At 59.7% G+C, this 20,737-nt stretch carries 17 protein-coding genes; 3 read left to right on the top strand and 14 right to left on the bottom strand.

Translation table 11 applies throughout. The annotated features are described in order from the left end of the window. Positions 1-21 precede the first annotated feature (21 nt). The 11 genes from J2S70_RS06140 to dacB all read right to left on the bottom strand — a co-directional run bounded on the left by J2S70_RS06140 (position 22) and on the right by dacB (position 11,376). Positions 22-1,725 (bottom strand): PH domain-containing protein, encoded by a 1,704-nt coding sequence (locus J2S70_RS06140; RefSeq protein ID WP_307682855.1) that lies wholly within the window; start codon positions 1,723-1,725, stop codon positions 22-24. Then, positions 1,722-2,222: a PH domain-containing protein gene (locus tag J2S70_RS06135; protein ID WP_307682854.1), complete on the bottom strand. Its 501-nt coding sequence runs from the start codon at positions 2,220-2,222 to the stop codon at positions 1,722-1,724. Before J2S70_RS06135 ends, J2S70_RS06140 begins: the two co-directional genes overlap by 4 nt. Positions 2,223-2,347: 125 nt before the next feature. Further along, complete coding sequence (locus J2S70_RS06130) at positions 2,348-2,878, bottom strand: DUF3180 domain-containing protein (RefSeq protein WP_307682853.1); 531 nt, start codon at positions 2,876-2,878, stop codon at positions 2,348-2,350. A 3-nt stretch (positions 2,879-2,881) separates the two neighbouring features. Further along, positions 2,882-3,730, bottom strand: a complete 849-nt coding sequence (folK, locus tag J2S70_RS06125) for a 2-amino-4-hydroxy-6-hydroxymethyldihydropteridine diphosphokinase (RefSeq protein ID WP_307682852.1) — start codon at positions 3,728-3,730, stop codon at positions 2,882-2,884. Continuing rightward, positions 3,720-4,508: a dihydropteroate synthase gene (gene folP / locus J2S70_RS06120; RefSeq protein ID WP_307682851.1), complete on the bottom strand. Its 789-nt coding sequence runs from the start codon at positions 4,506-4,508 to the stop codon at positions 3,720-3,722. The genes folK and folP overlap by 11 nt, the downstream gene beginning before the upstream one ends. A gap of 73 nt (positions 4,509-4,581) precedes the next feature. Then, complete coding sequence (folE, locus tag J2S70_RS06115) at positions 4,582-5,160, bottom strand: GTP cyclohydrolase I FolE (protein ID WP_307682850.1); 579 nt, start codon at positions 5,158-5,160, stop codon at positions 4,582-4,584. After that, positions 5,160-7,289 (bottom strand): ATP-dependent zinc metalloprotease FtsH, encoded by a 2,130-nt coding sequence (ftsH, locus tag J2S70_RS06110; RefSeq protein ID WP_307682849.1) that lies wholly within the window; start codon positions 7,287-7,289, stop codon positions 5,160-5,162. Before ftsH ends, folE begins: the two co-directional genes overlap by 1 nt. Further along, positions 7,290-7,844 (bottom strand): hypoxanthine phosphoribosyltransferase, encoded by a 555-nt coding sequence (hpt, locus tag J2S70_RS06105; RefSeq protein ID WP_307682848.1) that lies wholly within the window; start codon positions 7,842-7,844, stop codon positions 7,290-7,292. It abuts the gene before it with no gap. Further along, positions 7,825-8,904 (bottom strand): tRNA lysidine(34) synthetase, encoded by a 1,080-nt coding sequence (locus J2S70_RS06100; RefSeq protein WP_307682847.1) that lies wholly within the window; start codon positions 8,902-8,904, stop codon positions 7,825-7,827. Before J2S70_RS06100 ends, hpt begins: the two co-directional genes overlap by 20 nt. Before the next feature lie 41 nt (positions 8,905-8,945). Next, on the bottom strand, positions 8,946-9,887 hold the full coding sequence (locus J2S70_RS06095) for a zinc-dependent metalloprotease (protein WP_307682846.1): 942 nt from the start codon (positions 9,885-9,887) through the stop codon (positions 8,946-8,948). Between the two features lie 82 nt (positions 9,888-9,969). Beyond that, positions 9,970-11,376, bottom strand: coding sequence for a D-alanyl-D-alanine carboxypeptidase/D-alanyl-D-alanine endopeptidase (gene dacB / locus J2S70_RS06090; RefSeq protein WP_307682845.1), 1,407 nt, complete (start codon positions 11,374-11,376; stop codon positions 9,970-9,972). A gap of 76 nt (positions 11,377-11,452) precedes the next feature. Between dacB and J2S70_RS06085 the strand changes: the two genes are divergently transcribed. Continuing rightward, on the top strand, positions 11,453-11,983 hold the full coding sequence (locus tag J2S70_RS06085) for an inorganic diphosphatase (RefSeq protein ID WP_307682844.1): 531 nt from the start codon (positions 11,453-11,455) through the stop codon (positions 11,981-11,983). Positions 11,984-12,140: 157 nt separating this feature from the next. On the opposite strand, the gene J2S70_RS06080 is transcribed toward J2S70_RS06085, so the two are convergent. After that, positions 12,141-13,571 carry a C40 family peptidase gene (locus tag J2S70_RS06080; RefSeq protein ID WP_307682843.1) on the bottom strand — a complete coding sequence of 477 codons (1,431 nt, stop codon included), beginning with the start codon at positions 13,569-13,571 and terminating at the stop codon, positions 12,141-12,143. A 350-nt stretch (positions 13,572-13,921) separates the two neighbouring features. On the opposite strand from J2S70_RS06080, the gene metX reads away from it, so the two are divergent. Both metX and J2S70_RS06070 read left to right on the top strand, forming a co-directional pair. Then, complete coding sequence (gene metX, locus J2S70_RS06075; RefSeq protein WP_307682842.1) at positions 13,922-15,166, top strand: homoserine O-acetyltransferase MetX; 1,245 nt, start codon at positions 13,922-13,924, stop codon at positions 15,164-15,166. Between the two features lie 7 nt (positions 15,167-15,173). Further along, positions 15,174-16,301, top strand: coding sequence for an alpha/beta hydrolase (locus J2S70_RS06070; RefSeq protein ID WP_307682841.1), 1,128 nt, complete (start codon positions 15,174-15,176; stop codon positions 16,299-16,301). Here J2S70_RS06070 and J2S70_RS06065 read toward each other — a convergent pair. Both J2S70_RS06065 and J2S70_RS06060 read right to left on the bottom strand, forming a co-directional pair. Further along, positions 16,284-17,630 carry a hypothetical protein gene (locus tag J2S70_RS06065; RefSeq protein WP_307682840.1) on the bottom strand — a complete coding sequence of 449 codons (1,347 nt, stop codon included), beginning with the start codon at positions 17,628-17,630 and terminating at the stop codon, positions 16,284-16,286. The two genes, J2S70_RS06070 and J2S70_RS06065, sit on opposite strands and share 18 nt — an antisense overlap. 70 nt (positions 17,631-17,700) lie before the next feature. Further along, on the bottom strand, positions 17,701-20,637 hold the full coding sequence (locus tag J2S70_RS06060) for an FAD-binding and (Fe-S)-binding domain-containing protein (RefSeq protein ID WP_307682839.1): 2,937 nt from the start codon (positions 20,635-20,637) through the stop codon (positions 17,701-17,703). Between the last annotated feature and the right edge of the window lie 100 nt (positions 20,638-20,737).

The following is a 20,737-nucleotide window of genomic DNA, read 5'->3' as shown; positions in this document are numbered from 1 at the left end:
AGGGTCACATGTACTTAAACGCTAATCGAGGCCAACTCGGCGCTGCCACGCTTCGATCGACTCAGATACGCCTCGATTGCGAGCTTGCGCAGTCAGGTCGTTTTCGATCCAGATCATGCGCTCCACATCTTCGACAGCCATATTGTTCTGGCCCGCGTCCATAAACGGCGAGACCAGATCGAGTTGGATCGCCCCGAGCCCGAACAACCGTTGCAGTGGCCCCTGGCTCATCCGTAGCGACTGCGTGTGATCCTGCCACACGAACACGACACGGCGGCTCCACCGGCCGGTGCGGAACACAGCCACGTTCGGCGTGAGGCAAATTCCGCGCGATTTCCAGGTGATCGGATCGAGCCAGCGTGCCTTTCGCGGCGCGCTTAAGAAGAACTCGCCCGTGCCGCTGCCGTCGAAGGCGTCGCGGATGAGCGTGGCGTCGTCGTCGGTGCCGGCCGACGGGAGCATCGTCCACAGCACTTTCAGCACGTCTTCGCGGGTGCCTGCTGGAATAATCATCGCGTCGCCAGCATCGCTTGAACTATCTAAATCAAACTGGCCGCCGGCGAGCACCGCACGCAACTGCCACCAGTCTGCACGGCGCCACAACATCGGCTGGCGGATTTCGATCGCGTGCAAGCGCTGCGGCGGGATGGAACGGGTGACGAGGGTTGTCAAGCCTGCGCGTACACGTAAGCCGTTACGCGAGAGATAGACCTTCGTTCCGTATGAGTCGATACTCGCTTTCACCAGCACGAACACGCCCGAACCGACACCAAGCGCGATGGCGAGGAAGCCCATTTCGCCAGACACGATTGCAATCACGATGAAGACAACCATGAATAACAGGGCGAGAATGCGGCCGAGTTGAAGTAGCGCCGAGACAATTAGACGCGATGTGGGTAGTTCGAAGATTTTCTGATCGGTTTCGAGGTCGTCGGGGTCAAAAACGGGGATCTCGCCACTCTGCATACCGGATTGCATACCCGTGCAGTCCAACGCCGCAGCACCCATAGTGTCTAAATCTGGCGGCGTCTGCGAATCAGGCGCGAGCGGCACACCCGCACCCTCGGGGATTGCTTCCACGGTGTTGGCGCCGACGACGGCACTGACCGGTACGCCCACACCGATCGGTCTACCGGCCCGGGCGTTGCCCAGTCCTGTAAGAATTTCCCGGCGTAGTTTGCCGCAGTCTTCCATGGTCAGCAGTCCGAGTTCAGTAGCCGGCTCCGAGCCCGCCGACTCGACCTTGACCGATCCGAAACCGAAGATCCGCCCAAACAGCTTCTGTTCGATCTCAACAGTTTGGATGCGATCCCAGCGCATGTGCGAATGATTCTTCAGCAGTACGCCCGAACGCTTGTGGATGCCGGAGTCGATAATCGCGAACGACTGGTACCGCCACGAAATCCACGAGAAAAAGATAACGAGCAAAGTCAGTGCGAGCAAAGCGCCCAAGATAGCGAGCACGAAGGTGAGCGTAATATCGCCAACCCTTTCGAGCATTTCGGTCAAACCAGATTCAATAATTTGCGTGACTACGTTATAAACGAAGATCGCGAGGACCACCCACAGCGCGCCACCTTGCGCAAGCGGGGTAACTTTGTGGAATTTTCGCCAGGCGCCCTCCGGCACTGATCCGCCCAAACCACTTTTGCCCGACGTCGGCGGCACCTGCGGCTGCGTTTCGTTGGCGGCTGGCTGAGTCTCGGGTTCGTCGTGCGGGATCACAGGCCCTCCATGTTCGCTTCACCGAGCGCGGTGAGTTTTTCGCGGAGGCGTTCGGCCTCTTCGAGTGTTATGCCGGGGATCTCGGCATTCGTGTCTGCAGAGGCCGTCACAAGCTCGACTGAGGCCAAACCGTATCGTTTGAGCAGCGGCCCCGTTTCGACGTTCACCTGTTGCATCCGGCCATAGGGAATCACGGTCACGCGGTGAAACATGATGCCGGAGCGGATGAGCAGTTCATCCTCGAGCTCGGCATAGCCAAAAACGCGCGCCCGGCGTACCGCGAGCCATATGGCCCAGACGCCGACCCCGAGCGCTACGACGACGGCGAGCCACCATAGCCAGCCATTACTGCCAGAAAACCGGCTCCCGGCAATAGCTGCCACTAACGCAGCAATGAGAACCACGAGAGCCAAGGAGCCCCATCGAATGACGGTAACATTCGTAAACTTGGGGTGCAACGGGGTGAATTGCACGTCCTGTGCGAGCAGATTTTTCATAACATCATTCTAGCTACCACGGAAAGCGCCCTTGTCATGCCCGGGCGGTAACTGTCTCGAGTCCGGGCTGAGTCCGGGCCGAGCCAGAGTTCGGGACCGGGCCGAGCCTAGGACCGAGTCCGGGACTACACGCCCGCCTGCGCGATATCAGGCTGGCCGCCGTCTTCGTCGTCGACGATGCACCAACGCTCCCCAACTATCGCGAGCGCCGTCATCACGAGCGAACCGAGCGCTGCAAGCCCGGCGTTGATGGCCTGCTCGCTAAGGAACGACGTCGGCCCGCCCCACCAGTACGCAAGCGAGATTCCAGCCGCGCCGCCGGTCATGAGTGCACCCACGCGCGACGTCGCCTGCGTCAGCACCCAAATCCGCGCAGCGTAGAGCGGGTCAAGATTCCGGCGCCCCAGTTTGTACGAGCGTACAAGCCACGCCTGCCAGGCCACGGCCACCCCAATAAGAATCGGCGCGAAAAACAGGAGGCTGTGGATTGCGATCGGACTACCACCTGAACGCAACAACAGGGTGATCAGCATAAACAGCGTCACGCTCGCAACGGTTCCCACCGCCACAAGCATCCAAATCGAGGTGGGGCGGAGCTTGCCGCCCGGTTCGCGATCCTGTTTGCCGGGCTGGTAGGAATCGTGATTGCGGGCCACGGGTCAGTCCAGTCGCTTTACGGACTGTTCGGGCAGCTCGTCAACCAGATCGGACACGGCACGCCCGCCGAGGGTGGCATGCGGGTCGATCTCCAGCCACGGTTCAAGCACGAATCGCCGTTCGTGGGCGCGCGGATGCGGCACGGTCAGAAGCGGGCCATCGGTGCTCAGCCCGCCTGCGCTGATGATGTCAAGGTCGAGGGTCCGCGCGCCCCAACGCTCGTCACGAACACGCCCGTGCGCTTGTTCGATCTCCTGCAAATTCAACAGTACCGCCTCGAGATCCGCCGATGCGCGCACTTTCATCGCAGCGTTCACGTACGCGGGCTGCGGCTGCTGACCCTCCGCGAGCTGCGGAGCCGTCTCGTACAGGCTCGAGACCGCGAGCACCTCAAAGCTGTCCCCGATCTGCTCGATTGCCTCGCGCACGTGGGCCCGCGGATCATCCAAATTTGATCCGAGCGAGATCACTACCTCGCACGTGTCCGTATCGGGTAGGCGCCACCATTCGAAAGTCACCGACACGTCCTCGAACTGGTGCGGAATCGGCGCATTTGGCTTGTGTACCGTCACGGATAGCCCGTCGACCGGAAAAACCGATAGCCGCCGCACGATCCGATCCGCGAGCGTCTCAATCAGATCCGCGTGCTCGCCCTCGATGATCTCCACGATCGCGTCCGCAACCTCTGCATACGAAACGGTGTGGGCGACGTCGTCGCTTCGCGCTGCAGCCGATGCGTCCAGCCACATGTCCACGTCCACCACAAAGTCTTGCGGCTCTATTTTTTCGTGCTCGAGCACGCCGTGCGTTCCGCGAGCGCGCAGGCCGGTGAGCGAAATCTTATTCATCATCTGAGCTCACCCCGCCCGCCAACATCGCCGCATGCACGTTCAGCGCCGTACGTGTTGCGGCGACGTTATGCACCCGCACCGCCCACACGCCCGTGCCTGCGAGCAGCCCGGAGATGACGGCGCTCGCCACGTCGCGCTCCTCGTTCACCGTTACCGGGCTTAAGAATCTTTTGCGTGACTGGCCGATCAGTACCTGATGGCCCTCGCCCAAGAACGCGTCCACGCCGCGCAGCACCTGCCAGTCCTGATCGCCCACCTTCGCAAAGCCGAGCCCCGGATCAAGGATGATCCGCTCCGGCGCAATCCCGGCCGCAACCGCCGCATCGCGCGAGCCGAGCAGCTCTTCGCGAACCGTGGCAACGACGTCATCGTAACTCGCCAAATCATTCATCGAACGGGCATTGCCGCGCCCGTGCTGCAAAATATAATCGCAGTCCAGACCCGCAACGGTCGCAAACATGTCCGGATCGCCCTGCCCGCCGGTCACGTCGTTGACGATATGCGCGCCCGCCTCCACCGATTTGCGCGCGGTATAAGCGTGGTAGGTATCCACCGACACGGTGGTTTCCTTTGCAAGCGTGGCGACGACGTCAGCAATCCGGTCCCATTCCCGTTCGGCGGGCACGGGTTCGGCGCCGGGCCGGGTCGATTCCCCGCCGATGTCAATGATGCTCGCACCGTGCTCGATCAGTGTACGCCCGTGCTCGATCGCCACTTCCGGATCGGTGTAGCGCCCGCCGTCGGAAAACGAATTTGGCGTAACGTTTAAAATTCCCATGATCTGCATGTGGGCCTCGCTTTCGGGTTGACGTGAGTTACTGATGTTTCATCAGAGCGACCTGCCTGCACGCCTATCTGAGGGCCGAGCCCGCCATGATGAGGCTCATCGCCTCGGCGCGGGTGGCCGGGTCGTGCATCGTGCCGCGCACCGCGGAGGTCACTGTTTTCGAGCCGGGCTTTCGCACCCCGCGCATTGACATGCACAAGTGTTCGGCTTCAACGACGACGATCACGCCCGAAGCGCCGAGTCGATCTGCGATCGCGTCGGCAACCTCGCTGGTGAGCCGTTCTTGGACCTGCGGGCGGCGGGCATAGCCTTCGACAAGCCGGGCGAGTTTGGACAGGCCGGTCACCCGGCCGTCGTCGGCGGGAATGTAGCCAACGTGTGCGATGCCATGGAAAGGCAGCAGGTGATGTTCGCACATCGAATACAGCGGGATGTCGCGAACGAGCACCATTTCCTGGTGGCCCACATCGAAAACCTTATCCAGATGTTCGGCCGGATTTTCGTGCAGGCCGCCGAAAATTTCCGCATAGGAGCGAGCCACCCGGCTCGGAGTATCGAGCAAGCCATCACGATCGGGATCTTCTCCGATCGCGACGAGCAGTTCGCGCACAGCGCGTTCAACACCGGCAGCATCGTAAGCCATTAGCTCTCACCCTCTCGAGCGGAGTCGGATGGCGGCTCAGCTGGTTTCTCCCCAGCTTGCGCATCCGTGGCCGGAATCGGCACCGGTGGCGCATCCGATACGGGCCGGTGAGGCGAGGAGAGCCACAGATCCCGCGGCGGCGCCTTGACGATATCGACGAAAATCTCATTCAGCTCGTTTTCCAACACCGTTTCTTTTTCGAGCAGCACGCTCGTGAGCCGGTCGAGTACGTGGCGGTTGTCAATCATGATCTGCCACGCCTCTTGCGAGGCCGTGTCCATGAGTGTTCGCACTTCTTCGTCCACCACGTGGGCAAGCTGGTCCGAATGTTCCCATCCGCCGCCTCCGCCTGCCATGCGCGTCATCGGATCGGCCTGCTCGGTGGTCAGCCGAACTGCGCCAACCCGCTGAGACATTCCATATTCGGCAACCATTTTGCGTGCGATCTTGGTGGCCTTTTGGATGTCGTTTTCTGCGCCCGTCGTCGGATCGTGGAAAACCACTTCCTCCGCGGCGCGCCCGCCCATCGCGTAGACGAGCTGATCGAGCAACTCGTGGCGCGAGGTGGAATAACGATCTTCCGTCGGCATGACCATCGTGTACCCGAGCGCCCGCCCACGTGGCAAAATAGTCACCTTAGTCACCGGATCCGTATGGTTGAGCGCTGCGGCTGCCACGGCGTGCCCAGCCTCGTGATAGGCCGTCATTCGCTTTTCTTCAGCGTTCATTACCCGCGTTCGCCGCTGCGGACCCGCTATCACGCGATCAATGGCCTCGTCGACGTCGTCTTCCATAATCTTCTTGTGCCCACGCCTGGCCGCCAAAAGCGCCGCCTCGTTCAGCAAATTCGCAAGATCCGCGCCCGAAAAACCGGGTGTCCGGCGAGCGATCGCCTCCACGGAAACACCGTCAGCAAGCGGTTTGCCGTCGGCATGCACGCGCAAAATAGCCTCGCGCCCAGTTAGATCCGGAGCATCCACGGCAATCTGACGGTCGAATCGCCCCGGGCGTAGCAGCGCCGAATCGAGCACGTCGGGCCGGTTAGTGGCCGCGATCACGATCACGTTCGTACGCTCGTCGAAACCGTCCATCTCGACAAGCAGCTGGTTAAGCGTTTGTTCACGTTCGTCGTTTCCGCCCCCAATTCCGGATCCGCGGTTACGGCCGACGGCGTCAATCTCGTCCACGAATATGATTGCGGGCGCAACCTTTTTCGCCTTGTCAAACAGGTCACGCACGCGTGAGGCACCCACACCAACGAACATTTCCACAAATTCAGAGGCTGAAATCTGGAAGAAGGGCACTCCCGCCTCGCCCGCAACCGCGCGGGCAAGCAGGGTTTTACCAGTTCCCGGCGGTCCGTACAAAAGCACTCCTCGAGGAATCTTTGCGCCCATGTCTCGGAACTTTTCCGGAGTTTCTATAAATTCTTTGATCTCGCGAAGCTCCTCGACGGCTTCGTCGACGCCTGCGACGTCGTCGAAAGTTACCTCGGGCAAGTCCGAATCCACGCCGTCTTTCTTCAGCTTGCCAAACTCTCCCATCCGATTTTGCATCCGTGGAATCATCCACAAAAACAGTGCCACGATCAGCAGCATGGGCAGCATGAACGTGAACAGCGAGAAGAAAACGGACTGCTGGGGGACGACCGAGTTGTACCCGTGTTTGGAGTTCGCCGAATCTACGAGCTGTGCCACCGTTTCAGCTTCTGGATCGGTGTACTGGAACTGGACTTTCTTCGTCGCGTCCTGTTCCTTGCCCTCGAGATCGGTCGGTTTATAGTCGTTTTCTAACCAGATTTGCACGATCTGCGAGCCATCAGTCACCTGAATTCGCTCGATCGCCTGCGAAGCTAGGATTTCTTTACCCTCGCTCGTCTTTATAGACACGAATCCCGCCGGGCGGATCACGAAAAACAGCAGAATCGCACCGATGACGAGAGCGGCCATCACCGACCAAAACGTGATCCGTTGCCGCTTATCCTTCTCGCTGTCTGCGGAAGGTTTATCTGGGCGCCCCGATTCGTTCTTTTTTTCAGAACGTTTTGCGTTCTTGTCTGCCTCGTCGTTCGCGGTCTTTCGACCTGTGCGATTGAAATCTTCGAGGATGCGGCGTTGCCGATCGCTCATTTAACCTCCGTATACGTGCGGGGCCAGCGTTCCGACGAAATTCAAGTGCCGGTAGTCCTCCGCGTAATCGAGGCCGTAACCGACCACGAATTCATTAGGAATATCAAAACCAACATAGTCTACCGGTACGTCTACCTGTGCAGCGTCCGGTTTACGTAGGAACGTGGCGATACGCACCGATTTTGGACCGCGTGCCTCTAGGTACTGTTTCAGGTAGTCGAGCGTTAAGCCGGTATCGATAATGTCCTCGACGATCAGCACGTTCACATCCGCAATATCGGAGTTCAAATCCTTCAAGATGCGAACGACGCCCGATGATTTGGTGGAGTCTCCGTAGGAGGAGACGGCCATCCAATCCATGTGCAGCGGGATTGAAATTTCACGCACCAGATCCGCCACCACCATGACCGCACCTCGCAATACGCCGACGACGACGAGCGGCTCACCGGCGTAGTCCTCGCTGATCTGCGCACCCATTTCGGCCAGGCGTTCTTTGATTTGTTCTTCGGTGACGACGACGCGAACGATGTCGTCCTTACAATCCTCGAGTCTCATGATTTCTCCGCGGTTGAGGGGCGATATATAACTGATCGCTTTCCCGCCGCGCGTATGCGCCGGGAAGATCGATATGGATTTTATTATCTTCTCCGGTGACGAGCCTATCAAGTGCATCAACATGCCAGTACGCAAGTTCACCCGATCCGATTTCCTGTACGGCCGCGCGCAACACACGTGCACGTAGCGGGCGAGGGTGCGTGGCAAGCGCCGCGCAGTTTATGACGACGCCCGCACCGCGACTTCGCAGGAGGTCCCGGCTGATCGCCTGCGCGAGCGAAGAGAGTAAATCGTCGTCTTCACGGGCGATACTGGCAGTTCGGATCAGGGCATCGACGACGCCTCCGCCCAGCACGGTATCGAGTTTGGGTAAGATCTCGTGACGGATCGCGTTGCGCCGTAGCGGGCCACCGTCGGCAGCGCGCCACTGCCCATCGGGCTCGTTCGTCGGGTCGTCTACCCACGGCAGGTCGAGCTCTCGGCAGACGACCCGTAAGTCGCTACGGCGCATCGATAAATAGGGCCGCATGAGCGGCACATCCGGGTGCCCGGGCATCGAATCAATCGAACGCATACCCGCGATCGAGCGCGGGCCCGACCCTCGCCCTAGTCCCATGATCACGGTCTCTGCCTGATCGTCAGCAGTGTGCCCGGTAAGTACAGGCAGTGGCGCGTCAGGCCAGTCAGTCCACTGGGCAAGCGGGCCCGCCGGGTTCCATCCCCTGTGCCGCCCGGCGATCATTTCACCTCCCGCACGAGCGATTTCGGCAAGCCGATCGTAGCGGGCCCTCCTAGCATTGCCTTCCGGGCCCTCGTCTCCCTGCGGTATAACGCGGGTAACCACCGTGGAATCAACAACGCGTTGCAAATATCGATCAACTTCCTTCGCTTCATCTGCGGACTCCGGGCGCAGGCCGTGATCGATCGTCGTCGTTAACACTTCGATACGCCCGCGCGCCGCCCACATGGCAACTTTCGTTAAAGCCATGGAATCGGAACCGCCGGATACGGCAAGAAGTACAGCACCGCCGTCGGGAATGGCGGCGAGCGCCTCCGTCATGGAGTGACGGGCGGCCGTGAGCGCGGGATGCGGGAAAGACATCAGCCCACGCGCTTGATCCAGGCCGCGGGATCCTTGATTTCAGCGGCGGTGGGCAGGTTTTCTGAGCGTTCCCACACGAGATTGAAAACCTCCATTCCGGCCCTGTCAATCACGGCTTCGACGAACTTTTCCCCACCCGTGTACTGCTTGAGCTTGTCGGCGGCTCCAATCCGTTTGGAAATGAGGGCAATCAGCGGATTCTTGTTCGCGCGCCTGTCTGCCATCGCCTGAATAATGCGGTCACGGCCAAGCATGCGCTGGCGTGGCACCCGATTCATTGCATACTCGGCATGCCCTTCGAGGAGGGACATAATCGCCGTCACTTCTTCGAGAAGCTTCGAGACGCTTTCGCCGTGGGAATCAGCGCTTTCGGAATGCTCGGCACCAGCACCCTTCGATTCCGTGACACCGTCGTCAAGCCCAAGGAGCAGATGTGCGCGCCGGATAATCTCATCTTTCAACCACGGCGCCGCTGCGAATTGGACCGCATGCGTCAACTCGTGAACGGCCACCCACAACGCCAGGTCGCGCTGATCAAGATTATAGGATTCCCGAAAAGCTGCCACATTCGGGGCAACGAGATACAGGCGGCCATCACCCGAGGAGTACGGATCAAACTGGCCAAGTATCCGAGGAGAAATGGCCGAAAGAACAAGCGCAAGCTCGCCCGTGCCGAGCATGTCACTACCCGGCGGGAGCATCGCCTCTATGGAAACTGCCGCGGCGGCGGCCCACGCCGCCCGATCCACAACCAGCACTTCGGTATTCGAAGCGCGCTCAGCCGCCTCGGATAGTTCGGTCATCTGTGCAACGAGCGTGGGAGCAAGCTCAGCCTGGGCGCGCAGATCATCCACCACAGCTTGCGCCTTCGCTTCTGACATCCGGGGGCCACCCCCGGACATAACTCTCGCAACTCGTTGCACTTTTCTTGGTTCAATCATGAAGCCAAGAATAGTCGGCATTTCGGCGCCACGCCTCGAAAGTTGCTCAGGGTGAAAGCCCTGCCGTCGTGGCTAACGCGGCTTAAAGTTTGGCGAGGGCGTCAAGAAACTCGTCTTGCAAAACTCTCGAGGCCGGCGCGGTTCCCGGTTCTAAATCGTCCATGAGAATCACGAATGTGAGCGGGTATCCCGAGTCAGTCAGCATGTATCCCGCCAAGGAGATCGCGCGCACGAGCGTGCCCGTCTTTGCTCGTACCTGCCCCTCGATATCAGTGCCGTGGAATCGCTGGGTTAACGTACCGTCCAGCGCGCCCACCGGAAGCCCAGAAGGAAGCGCCGCAAGCGAGCACGCATCGCATTCCCAGGTGTGGTTCAGCAGATCTAGGAGTAGATTTGCGGTCAGCCGGTTGGATGTGGACAGGCCGGAAGAATCTGCCAACACGGCCCCTTCGCTACCCACGCCCAGATCAGCGAGCACACGCATGCGCGCCTCGTTCGCGCCGTCAAAGCTACCGCCAAGCCCTGATTCGATTCCCACGAGGTGGCCGAGTACCTCTGCCACCGAATTGTCTGAGGTGACCAACATGTAGTCCACGATTTCGCGCACTGGCGCCGATTCAACGCGGGCAAGTTCCGCCGCATCTGCGGGAGCAGACGAACGCTCGACCGTCGTTACCTCGATGCCCTGATCACGCAAGCTCTCGGCAAAGGCTTCGCCCGCCACGAGATCCGGATTTGCGAGGTAGCCGACGCCGTCAACGCGGCCGCGATCCACCGCGATCGGCCGTAGTTCCATCACGTAACTGCGGTCCACGCCCTCGATATCACGGTGATATTGGGGACCGGTAAATAGTGACGAATCGACGGCGATATTGACCAAGCTGACACCGCGGTCTTGCAACTGGCTGGCCGTATCGGCCGCTAGGTCAGCCAGACCTGCGCGCCCCGTCGTCGCTGTTTCTTCGCCTGCGCCACCAGCTAGTAGTACGTCTCCCCCGCCTATGAGGTGGACGGTTGTTCCCGACAGTGAAGCAATCGTAGGTAGCGTGGTTTCCGGGCCGAGAGCGTGTAGCGCGGCCACCGCCGTCACAATTTTCATGTTTGACGCCGGAACGGCAGGGCGGTCAGCGCCCCAGGTGGCAATCGGCTCACCTGTCAACGAGTCTGCAACGACGACGGAAATCGCGCCCGTATTGCGACTATCGGATTCCAAGGAGGCAATGAGCTCGGACACGGGCTCGCTCGATGGCGGCGTGCCCGTGACATCGGCAAGAGGGGCGGGCGCGGTCGGACTCACGTGCTGGATGGTCGGATAAGGTTTGGGATCAGCAGGCTTCGGGGTATTAGTAAACGGGCCCGGCACAATATCCCACGCGTCAGCAAAGATATACCCTCCGGTACACACAAGGGCAAGAACCGCCACTAACCTCTTCCACACTCGCATATCTTCCCACACCGAACGCGTGTTGTGGGTAACCGTGCGAGCCAACCTTCCTCATCGCGCGAAAACTTGTGCATCTACGGGCTAGAATGGGCACAGAATGAACTGTTAGAAGGAGGAATCAATGGACTTTGATGTCACGATCGAGATTCCGAAGGGTAACCGCAACAAGTACGAGCTCGACCATAAAACTGGCCGCATCCGGCTTGACCGCATGCTCTTCACCTCAACCCGCTATCCCGATGATTACGGTTTCATCGACGGCACTCTTGGCGAAGATGGCGATCCGCTCGACGCGCTCGTACTTCTCGACGAGCCCACGTTCCCGGGCTGCGTGATCAGGTGCCGCGCTCTGGGTATGTTCCGCATGAAGGACGAAGCCGGCGGCGATGACAAGGTTGTTTGCGTTCCCGTAGGAGATCAGCGCGCATCGTGGCGTACCGAGCTCGAAGATATATCGGAGTTTCATCGCCTCGAGATCCAGCACTTCTTCGAAGTTTATAAGGATCTCGAACCCGGTAAATCTGTTGAGGGCGCCCATTGGGTGGGCCGCGAAGAGGCCGAGCAGGAAATCCGTGATTCTTTCCAGCGTGCAATCGATACCGGATATTACGACGAGCATCCGAAAGCGAACCCGTCGAACGTCGATTCGTAAAAGGTTTAGATGAGCGCGGGTAAAACCGCCACCTGTTAAACGTGTGAGGGGTTTTGGTCATCTGCGAGGGTTAATTCCCCTCGTGTTTAGCCAAAACCCCTCACGTTTATATACCGGCTAGTAACGCGGCCCGGCCGCGTTACTAGCCTACGCGTGATCAGCCCACGCGTAAGTAGACCGGGTTACCCCAAACTGCCCGCTCTTGGGTGCCCATTGATGGGTTCCATGCCGCAATGTGCATGCCATTGCCGGTGTAAATTCCGACGTGCCCGGGCCACCACATGATGTCACCAGGTTGCGCTTGCGAGGCTGGGACTCGGGAGTAACCGCCCCAGAATTGCCCGACGTGCGAACCGGTTCGGCGCGGCGTCGTGTGCCCAAACTGCTGGTAGACATACCAGACGAAGCCCACACAATCCCAACCGGACGTGGGAGAAGTACCTCCCCAAACGTAAGGCGCTCCGACAAACTGGCGAGCGTAATTAACCACTGCCTGGCCATTGGTACCCTGCGGCGGCGCGGGCGCTGGGCGCGGAGCAGGCCGTGGTGCTGGTGCTGGCTGCGGAGCCGGTCTGGGTGCCGGGGCCGGTGCAGGGGGCGGCGTAGGACTAGGTAACGGTGCAGGGGCCGGCGCGGGTGCGGGTGCAGGCGCTGGAGTTGGACTCGGCGCTGGACTAGGTGACGGCGCCGGTGTCGGGCTCGAGGAAGGCGCGGGTGCCGGCGCCTCTGGAACAGTTAACACTGCTCGGGCCACATCACGACTCGCTTCACGTTGTGCCCGTTCTTCATGGACTGCCTGGCTATGCTCCTGCGCTTCGATGAGTATCTGCTCCGCTTGGACCTCAGCCTGTGCGCGCCGCTCATCCTCTATCTGCTGGAGGCGCTCGCGCTCCAGTTCAATGGTTGTCCCTCGCTGCACCGCTAGCTCGGCAGCCAAATTCTCACGACGGGCTGAAGCTTCAGCCACTTGAGTTGCCTGTTCATCTGCCGCACGCTGGGCTTCGTCAGCAGTATCTATCACAGCCTGTGCAGCTTCCGCCTGCTCGGCAGCCGCTAAGTCCGCATCTTCTTGCAGTACGCGCGCAACCTCTTCCAATGCACGGAACCTCTTGACCTTCGAATCCACCTGGCCCGCTAGAGCGCCGTACGCCTGCGAACGCCGATTGGCTTCGTCCACCGATTCCGCACCGAAAATATAGTACGACTGCGTGATTTCGCCCGCGGAATTTTGGTACATGGCCTGCGAAACGCCACCGAGTTCCTTGCGTGCAGCTTCCAGATCAGCAAGCGCGACATTCGCCTTTTCCTGAGCCTCGACAGCCAAGGAAATGGCTTCCGCTAAATCCGCCTGGGCCAAGATAGCTTCGGCCTGCTTCTGTGTGGAATCGGCAGCAAGCCTGTTGCTTTCTAATGAAAGCTCAGCGAGTTCAACTTCCACATCTACGAGAGTACGTTCGGTTTGCGCTTGTTGCGCATACACGTCCTCTATATCTTGGTCTGTCACCGGCGTAGCTACTGCGGGTCCGGCCAGCGAGGCCGCGAGCGCGGCAACCGCAATGAGAACTAGTGACTTCCGTGCCCAGGCCACTCGTACCTCCGTTGTTGTACATGAATTGCTTGGCGTGTCGCCTTGACTTTAGGCAACCTTCCGATAAGACCGTATACCAAACCGTTACAAAATGAAACACCAGAATCAAAATTCACACGACATACATCTGCAACATTTACCTCAAACGCAACAGCAGTCTCACCGGAAACATTGTCCACGACTCGTTTCTCAACTTCTTTCAGCCCAAATTCACGCTCCGAAAGCAACTCTTTGCAAAACTTAGGTATACACCCTAGGCTCAAGATCATGAAGCGAATGTGAAGCGGGCGCAGGCCCAGAATCCGGCTTGGCGCCCTTGATCGTTCAATGCAATCACTCAAAGAGGACCCATGACGAATCAAAACCTTCACCCCGCTTATCTCGTTGGCTATCCGCCACTGACCCCGGTCACCGACGCCGCCCCAGTAGGCGACTACGACACCGGATACCACCCACCACTCGTCCACAAACCGATACCCGCCACCGGCGCTTGGCTGCCCGGCGATCCTCCCGGCGAGCGCCAATTTGCCCACGTCGGCCCGATGAGCCTAGAACTCGGCGGCTTTCTTCCTGCCATCACGCTCGCCTATGAAACGTGGGGCGAACTCAACGACGAGGGCACCAACGCCGTGCTGCTTTGCCACGCCCTGACCGGAGATTCTCACGCCACCTCAAAAGATGGCACAGATGGCTGGTGGCACAACATCGTCGGCCCGGGTAAAGCAATCGACACGGATCGCTGGTACGTCGTGTGCCCAAATGCGCTCGGCGGCTGCCAAGGATCCACCGGCCCAGCCTCAGCCGCCCCCGATGGCAAACCGTGGGGTTCACGATGGCCAGAAATCACTATCCGCGACATGTGCGACGCCGAAAAACGGCTCGCCGACACGCTGGGAATTACCCGGTGGGCCCTCATCGCGGGTGCCTCCTTCGGGGGCAATCGAGTGATGGAGTGGGCCGCCTCCTATCCGGAGATGACCGGCGCAATCGCCGTACTCGTATCGGCAGCGGCCACAACCGCGGAACAGATCGCCTACGCCAAAACCCAAATTCAGGCGATTGCCCTCGACCCCGCGTTCAATGGCGGGGACTACTACTCGCAACCAGATGGTTGCGGGCCGCACCGGGGCCTTGGGCTCGCGCGCGAATTGGCCCATATCACCTACCGCTGCCCCACCGAACTCGACCAGCGCTTTGGCAGAACCCCCCAACAGGGCGAAGATCCACTCGCCGGCGGGCGTTACGCCGTCTCCTCCTACCTCGACCACCACGCATACAAACTCGCCTTACGCTTTGACGCGAACTCCTATATCGCCATTTCCCAGTCAATGATCACGCACGACGTCGGGCGTGGACGTGGCGGTACCGACGTCGTCGTTGCGGCCCTGACGATGCCGGCGCTCGTCGTCACGGTTGACACGGATCGATTGTTCTATCCGCGCGACGTCGAAGCGTTAGCCGACCAGCTTCCCGGTTCGGGGCCGGCGGTCTACGTCAAATCGGACTATGGGCATGACGGCTTCCTCATCGAAAACGATCAGGTCACCAAGATCCTGCGCGACTTCCTCGACGATCCCAGCCTTTTCACGCAATAATTAAGCTATGACGTGGACTCCAGACCCCCTTGGTGAGGGCTTTTACCAGCGCATCCTTGAACTTCACGACGACGAATATGGACCAAACCGGGCCGCTCTTGTGACCTACCGGCCCGATTGGCATACGCAGACTTCCGAACACGGGGAGCCGGATCATCAACCGGTTAACACCTTAAATGAGGCTCAAGAAGCCGGACGAGGCGGCGATGCACGTTTCGCGCTGCTCGCGATTCATGGCTGGAACGACTATTTCTACCACGGCGAATTTGCCGAGAAGATTGCCCGCATGGGCGGGCAATTTTTCGCCATTGATCTGCGAAAATACGGCCGCGCTCACATCGACGGCCAGATGTGGGGGTACGTCGAAGATCTGTCTACCTACGATGAGGAAATTGGTAAAGCGCTTAACGTCATTTATGAAGAACACGGCCTTGACATCCCAGTATTTTTATACGGCCACTCAACCGGCGGCCTAACAGCGACGCTTTGGGCCGACCGACATCCAGGAGTACTACACGGCTTGCTTTTGAACTCGCCGTGGCTTGAAATACAAGCCCCAACCGCTCTACGCCATATCGGTCAACCAATCTTGGAGGCCTTGCAGAAAATGTCTCCAACAGCCGAGCTACCGTTTAGCGACAACGGTTATTATCAGCGAGTGCTCACCGGGTGGATGACGGAAGAGGAACGAGCCCAAATCGAAGAGTATCAAGCTCGGGCTGGTATTGCCGACGGTGACCTTGATCCCTTCTTTCGCGAGGGCGGCTGGAAACCCAATCCCGACTATCGCCACTACCCCTCTTTTCCCGTTCGGCCAGGATGGCTGGCAGCAGTTCTGACCGGGCACGAACGCGTTGCTCAGGGGCTCGCCATTGATTGCCCGATTCTGGTGCTCACCAGCGATTCAAGTGATTTTCCTGACTCCTGGAGTGATGAGGTGCGAGCGCAAGATACCGTTCTCGACGTGGAGCAGATCTGGAAGCGCGTTCCTACACTTGGCGCGGTGACCACCCTCGTGAAAATTGAAAACGCCATCCATGACGTGTTGCTTTCACGCAAGAGCGCACGGGATGTTGGCTACTTCCACATCCGCGAATTTATTTCCGCATGCGTTAAATTAAGGGAAATCGGCTAATCTACGGCCGTCTGGAACCTGCCAGATTCGCCAGCCATTCACGGCGGTGTTGCCTGAAGCTTCAACCGCCGCTTGCGTTGGATCTGAAAATATCCCCACACCGATGATCTCAATGAGTCCCTCATTGGTCAGATGCCCATCGAGGGAAGCCCGCCTACGCCGTGAACGCCACGAAATTTTAACCGCACCAACCTGGTCAACGATCCGCTTCATTCGAGGATCCGGTGTAAGCCCTACAGCGGGCTCGTGCGCGGCCGAGTGGTTTGCAAAATCTGGCGAGGTCGGCGTCGGCTGGGGTAGCTCAGCGCTTTGCGTTACTGCACTCTTGTCCCACAGGCGCTGCTCGGGGCGCTTGCTTGCTTCCACGGTCTGTTCGTACAGGGTAGTCCCCGTGCTTTGGCGTTCACGTTCAAGGCGCTCAAGCATTCTTTGTTGCTCCGCAACGCGCTCTCGGCGCGATGCTTGACGTTTTGCGGCAGAATCCAGAACTTCTTCCGCAGCACGGGCAGCCGGGCGCTCTTTTTCGAATCTCCAGCCCGAGATATCCCAAGCCGTATCGTATTGTCTCGCGCTGTCCGCTATTTCGGCGGCGTCGGGCATGCTTTCGTAAAGTGTTGTTTCAACTGGCGGTTCTTCGCTGGTCGCCGGGTAAACATCGGTAAACACCTGGCGGAAATCTGTGTCAGCACGCGTGTGGACAGCGTCATTTGGCTGTTGAGCATTATCCGGTTCGGTGGCCTGCGGGGCTTGCTCCTCCACGTTGGCAGTTGCACTCTCGGGTGCGCTTTGGCCCCTGGCCGCGCGGGATTCATAGTTGGGAGTTATCTCAACGAATGAATCTGCCCCACCCTGGTGGCGCACTATTCGAAGAGCCTCCACTCCGGCGTCGCGCAAACCTTCGAGCGCCCAATGTAACTCCGGTTCGGTATGGACCGAAAAAATGAACAGCCGCGGCCCGGGCTTACTAAGCGGGAAGGAACGGCTAACAAATTCCTCAAAGTCGGCTTCGAAGGCCTCGCTGCCGCCCACGTATAGGTCTGCCAATTCTCGCCGGCTCATCACCGAGTGGCGGCCCGAGTAAATCAAGGCCGTCACGAAATTCTGGGCGGTCAATGTAGGAACTACAAGAACCGTTACCACTTGGCCGCTTGGGTCTAAAGCGATGAGGGTTTCTTCGTTGTCACCGATCCGCCGGACTGGGAACAGCGGACTATCGATGAGTTCAAGGGATTGCGCGCGTACGGCGTCAAGAACGGCATCTTCGACGTCGCTGATTGCCGATTCTTGCACGGCGACGAGCCGCCCCTCTCGCACATTGTAAACTCCCAAGCGTTCCCCTTTCTCCGAACTAGGTTACCTGACGCCAAGCCATCTGACGTAGTAGCACGGTAGGAGTTCGCTAAGCGGTTCGCCTGCGCGTGGAACGCCCGTCGCGAAGGAGCTCGGCCAGATGTACACCTTGATTCCCGGCGAGTTGTTCGGCTTGGGTGCGGCAGGAGAACCCATCCGCAAGATAAACGGTATCGGGCGCGGAGTTCTTCAGGACGGGTAGGAGGTTATTTTCAGCAACTTTCACGGAAATATCGTAGTGGCCTTGCTCCATTCCAAAGTTTCCGGCAAGTCCGCAGCAACCCGAGATCGTTGTGACTTGAGCGCCCGCAGCTTTCAGGAGATCGGCGTCGGCTTCCCAGCCCATGACCGAATAGTGGTGGCAGTGGGGTTGGGCCACGATTTCCATGCCGGTCAGATCCGGGGCGTTCCATTCGTTTCCAGGGCCGATGGGGTCGGGAGCGCTCAGTAGTTCGGCGAGTGTGAATGTCATGTCGGCGACGACCTCGACCCGCTTGTCCTCCGGCAAAAGATCGCGCATATCTTCGCGAAGCACGGCGGTGCAGGAGGGTTCGACGCCCACGATCGGAATACCGGAAGCCGCGAACGGCGCGAGAATGCCGAGCAGGTTCGTGAGCTCTTTTTTCGCGTGCCCAAGCTGCCCGGTGGTGATCCAGGTGAGCCCGCAGCAGGCATCCTCCGGCGGAATGAGCACAGTGTATCCAGCACCCTGCAAAACGGAGACCATCGCCTGTGCACCTGTAGTATCAAGCGTTTCGGAGAAGGAGTCGGCCCAGAGCATCACGTATTTCTTGGCGTTGCTTTTCCGTCCAGCAGCTTCGGGCACGACGACGGCGCGGCCCGGTTCGAGTTCCTCGCGGGCTTGCCGAGCTGCGGCCCGATGGGAACGCGCAATCCGGGAAAAACGTTTAGTGGAAAATCCTGGCATTTGCCGGCGGGCGTCAATCCCTAAAGCGGAAAAGGCGAGTTTGCGGATCGGGCTGATCTTCAGTACCGCATTGGCGATGGCCGCCACGGGTGGTAGCCAGGTAACAAGCCGCCCAAGGATCGGAAGATTGCCGAGTACGTAGTGAGTGCGTGGCCGAAGTTTTCCTTTGTATCCGCGATAGAGCGCTTCGGACTTGTATTTGGCCAGGTTGACACCGGTTGGGCAGTCGCGTCCACAGGCTTTACACGCCAGGCACAAGTCGAGCGCTTCGGCGACCGCCTTGTCGGCAAAATCCTTCACGAGCCTGCCGTTGGTAACTTCTTGTAGCACGCGGGCTCGGCCGCGTGTGACATCCTTTTCGTCGCGGCTAGCCAAATACGAGGGGCACATGAAAAAGCCGGCCGCACCCCGGTCAGCCCGGCAGTTCCCCACTCCCGTACAGCGGTGGACGGCCCGAGTAAAATCGCCGTCGTCTTCAACGAAATGGAAACCGCCCGCATACTCGGTGGGTTTGGCAACGGGGCGGCGCAGATCGACGTCGAGCGGTTTGGGATCCACAAGAATACCGGGATTGAGCACTTCTTCTGGGTCAAACAGGTTCTTGACTGCTGAAAATAGTTCAATGATTTTCGGCGGGTACATGCGCTGGAGCATTTCTGAGCGGGCTCGCCCATCGCCGTGTTCGCCGGAGATTGAACCGCCGTACCTTACGGCGATATCCGTTGCCTCTTCCATGAATTGCCGCATGATTGGCAAGCCCGATGCCTCGTCGATTGGGAAGTCGATGCGCACGTGTACACAGCCATCGCCAAAGTGGCCATACATGAGCCCGTCGAGCCCGTGGTGGTCCATGAGCGCGCGCAGGTCGCGCAGATAGTCGCCGAGCTTTTCGGGTGGTACGGCGGAGTCCTCCCAGCCGGGCCACGCGGGATTGCCCTCGGGAGTGCGGCCGCCGAGCCCGGCGCCGTCGGCACGGATCCGCCACAGTTCGGTTGCTTCGGGCCCGGGTGGGCGAACCATGACGGCATCGGTACCGGCATCGCGCGTGATCGCTTCGACGCGTTCGCCGACCACCGACACATCTTCGCCTTCTTGAGCGCCAACTTCTATGAAGAGCCAGCCGCCGCCGGGAGGTAGTTCGGGCACGGTGCCGTTCGAGCGTCGAACGACGTCTACAAGTTCGGCGTCGATACCTTCCACCGCGAGCGGGGCGTGCTCGAGGAGGGCGGGCACAGCGTCGGCAGCCGCGGCCATGTCCGGATAGCCAAGAACTATCAGGGTGGGGGCTTGCGCGAGCGGTACGAGCCGAAGGGTTGCCTCGGTAATGACAACGAGCGTGCCTTCTGAACCAACCAACATTTTGGCAAGATCACGGCCGTTTTCTGGGAGTAGATGTTCGAGCGAGTAGCCGGATACTTGGCGCGAAAAACGACCAAAGTTGGTGCGGACATCGGCGAGGTGGGCGGAGATGAGCGGTTCTAGGCCCGGTACGACGTCGAGCGCTCCGGCACCCGCTCCAGCTGTAAATTTCCGCCCTTGGCCGTCTATGCATTCAAGGGCAAGCACGTTATCTGCGGTGCGCCCCCAGGCAACCGCGTGAGGGCCACAGGCATTGTTACCAATCATCCCGCCGAAAGTTGCACGGTTTTGGGTGGAGGGATCGGGGCCAAATCGAAGACCGTACTTAGCGGCTTCGCGCTGGAGGTCGCTCATAACGACGCCGGGTTGAACGCGAGCACTTCGCGCTTCGGGGTCAATCTCGAGGATGCCATTCATATGCCGCGAAAAATCGAGCACCACGCCGGTACCGATCGAGTTTCCCGCTACCGAGGTTCCCCCTCCCCTGGACGTGAACGGCACCCCTTGTTCGCGGCACAGCTGCAGAACGGCGGCGACGTCTTCGCTAGTTTTTGGGAAGGCAACGAGGGTTGGCAGAACTCGGTAATTCGAGGCATCCGTTGAGTACTCGGCTCGTGCCCGGGTGGAATCGTCGACCTCACCGGAAATTCGCTGTGCAATGTGCTCGGCGAATGTCAGTGTTTTAAACTGCGCGGTCATTTTTCCTCCTCGGGAGCTCCCTGGCTTTGCCATCGAGAGCGCATGTGCCCTCCCATCTTAGCCGGTTACGAACGGACCGCTTCGGGACCTATGCGCGATG

The organism is Trueperella bonasi (assembly GCF_030811535.1).
Classification (GTDB): Bacteria; Actinomycetota; Actinomycetes; order Actinomycetales; family Actinomycetaceae; genus Trueperella; species Trueperella bonasi.
This window is presented reverse-complemented; position numbering and strand designations above follow the sequence as displayed.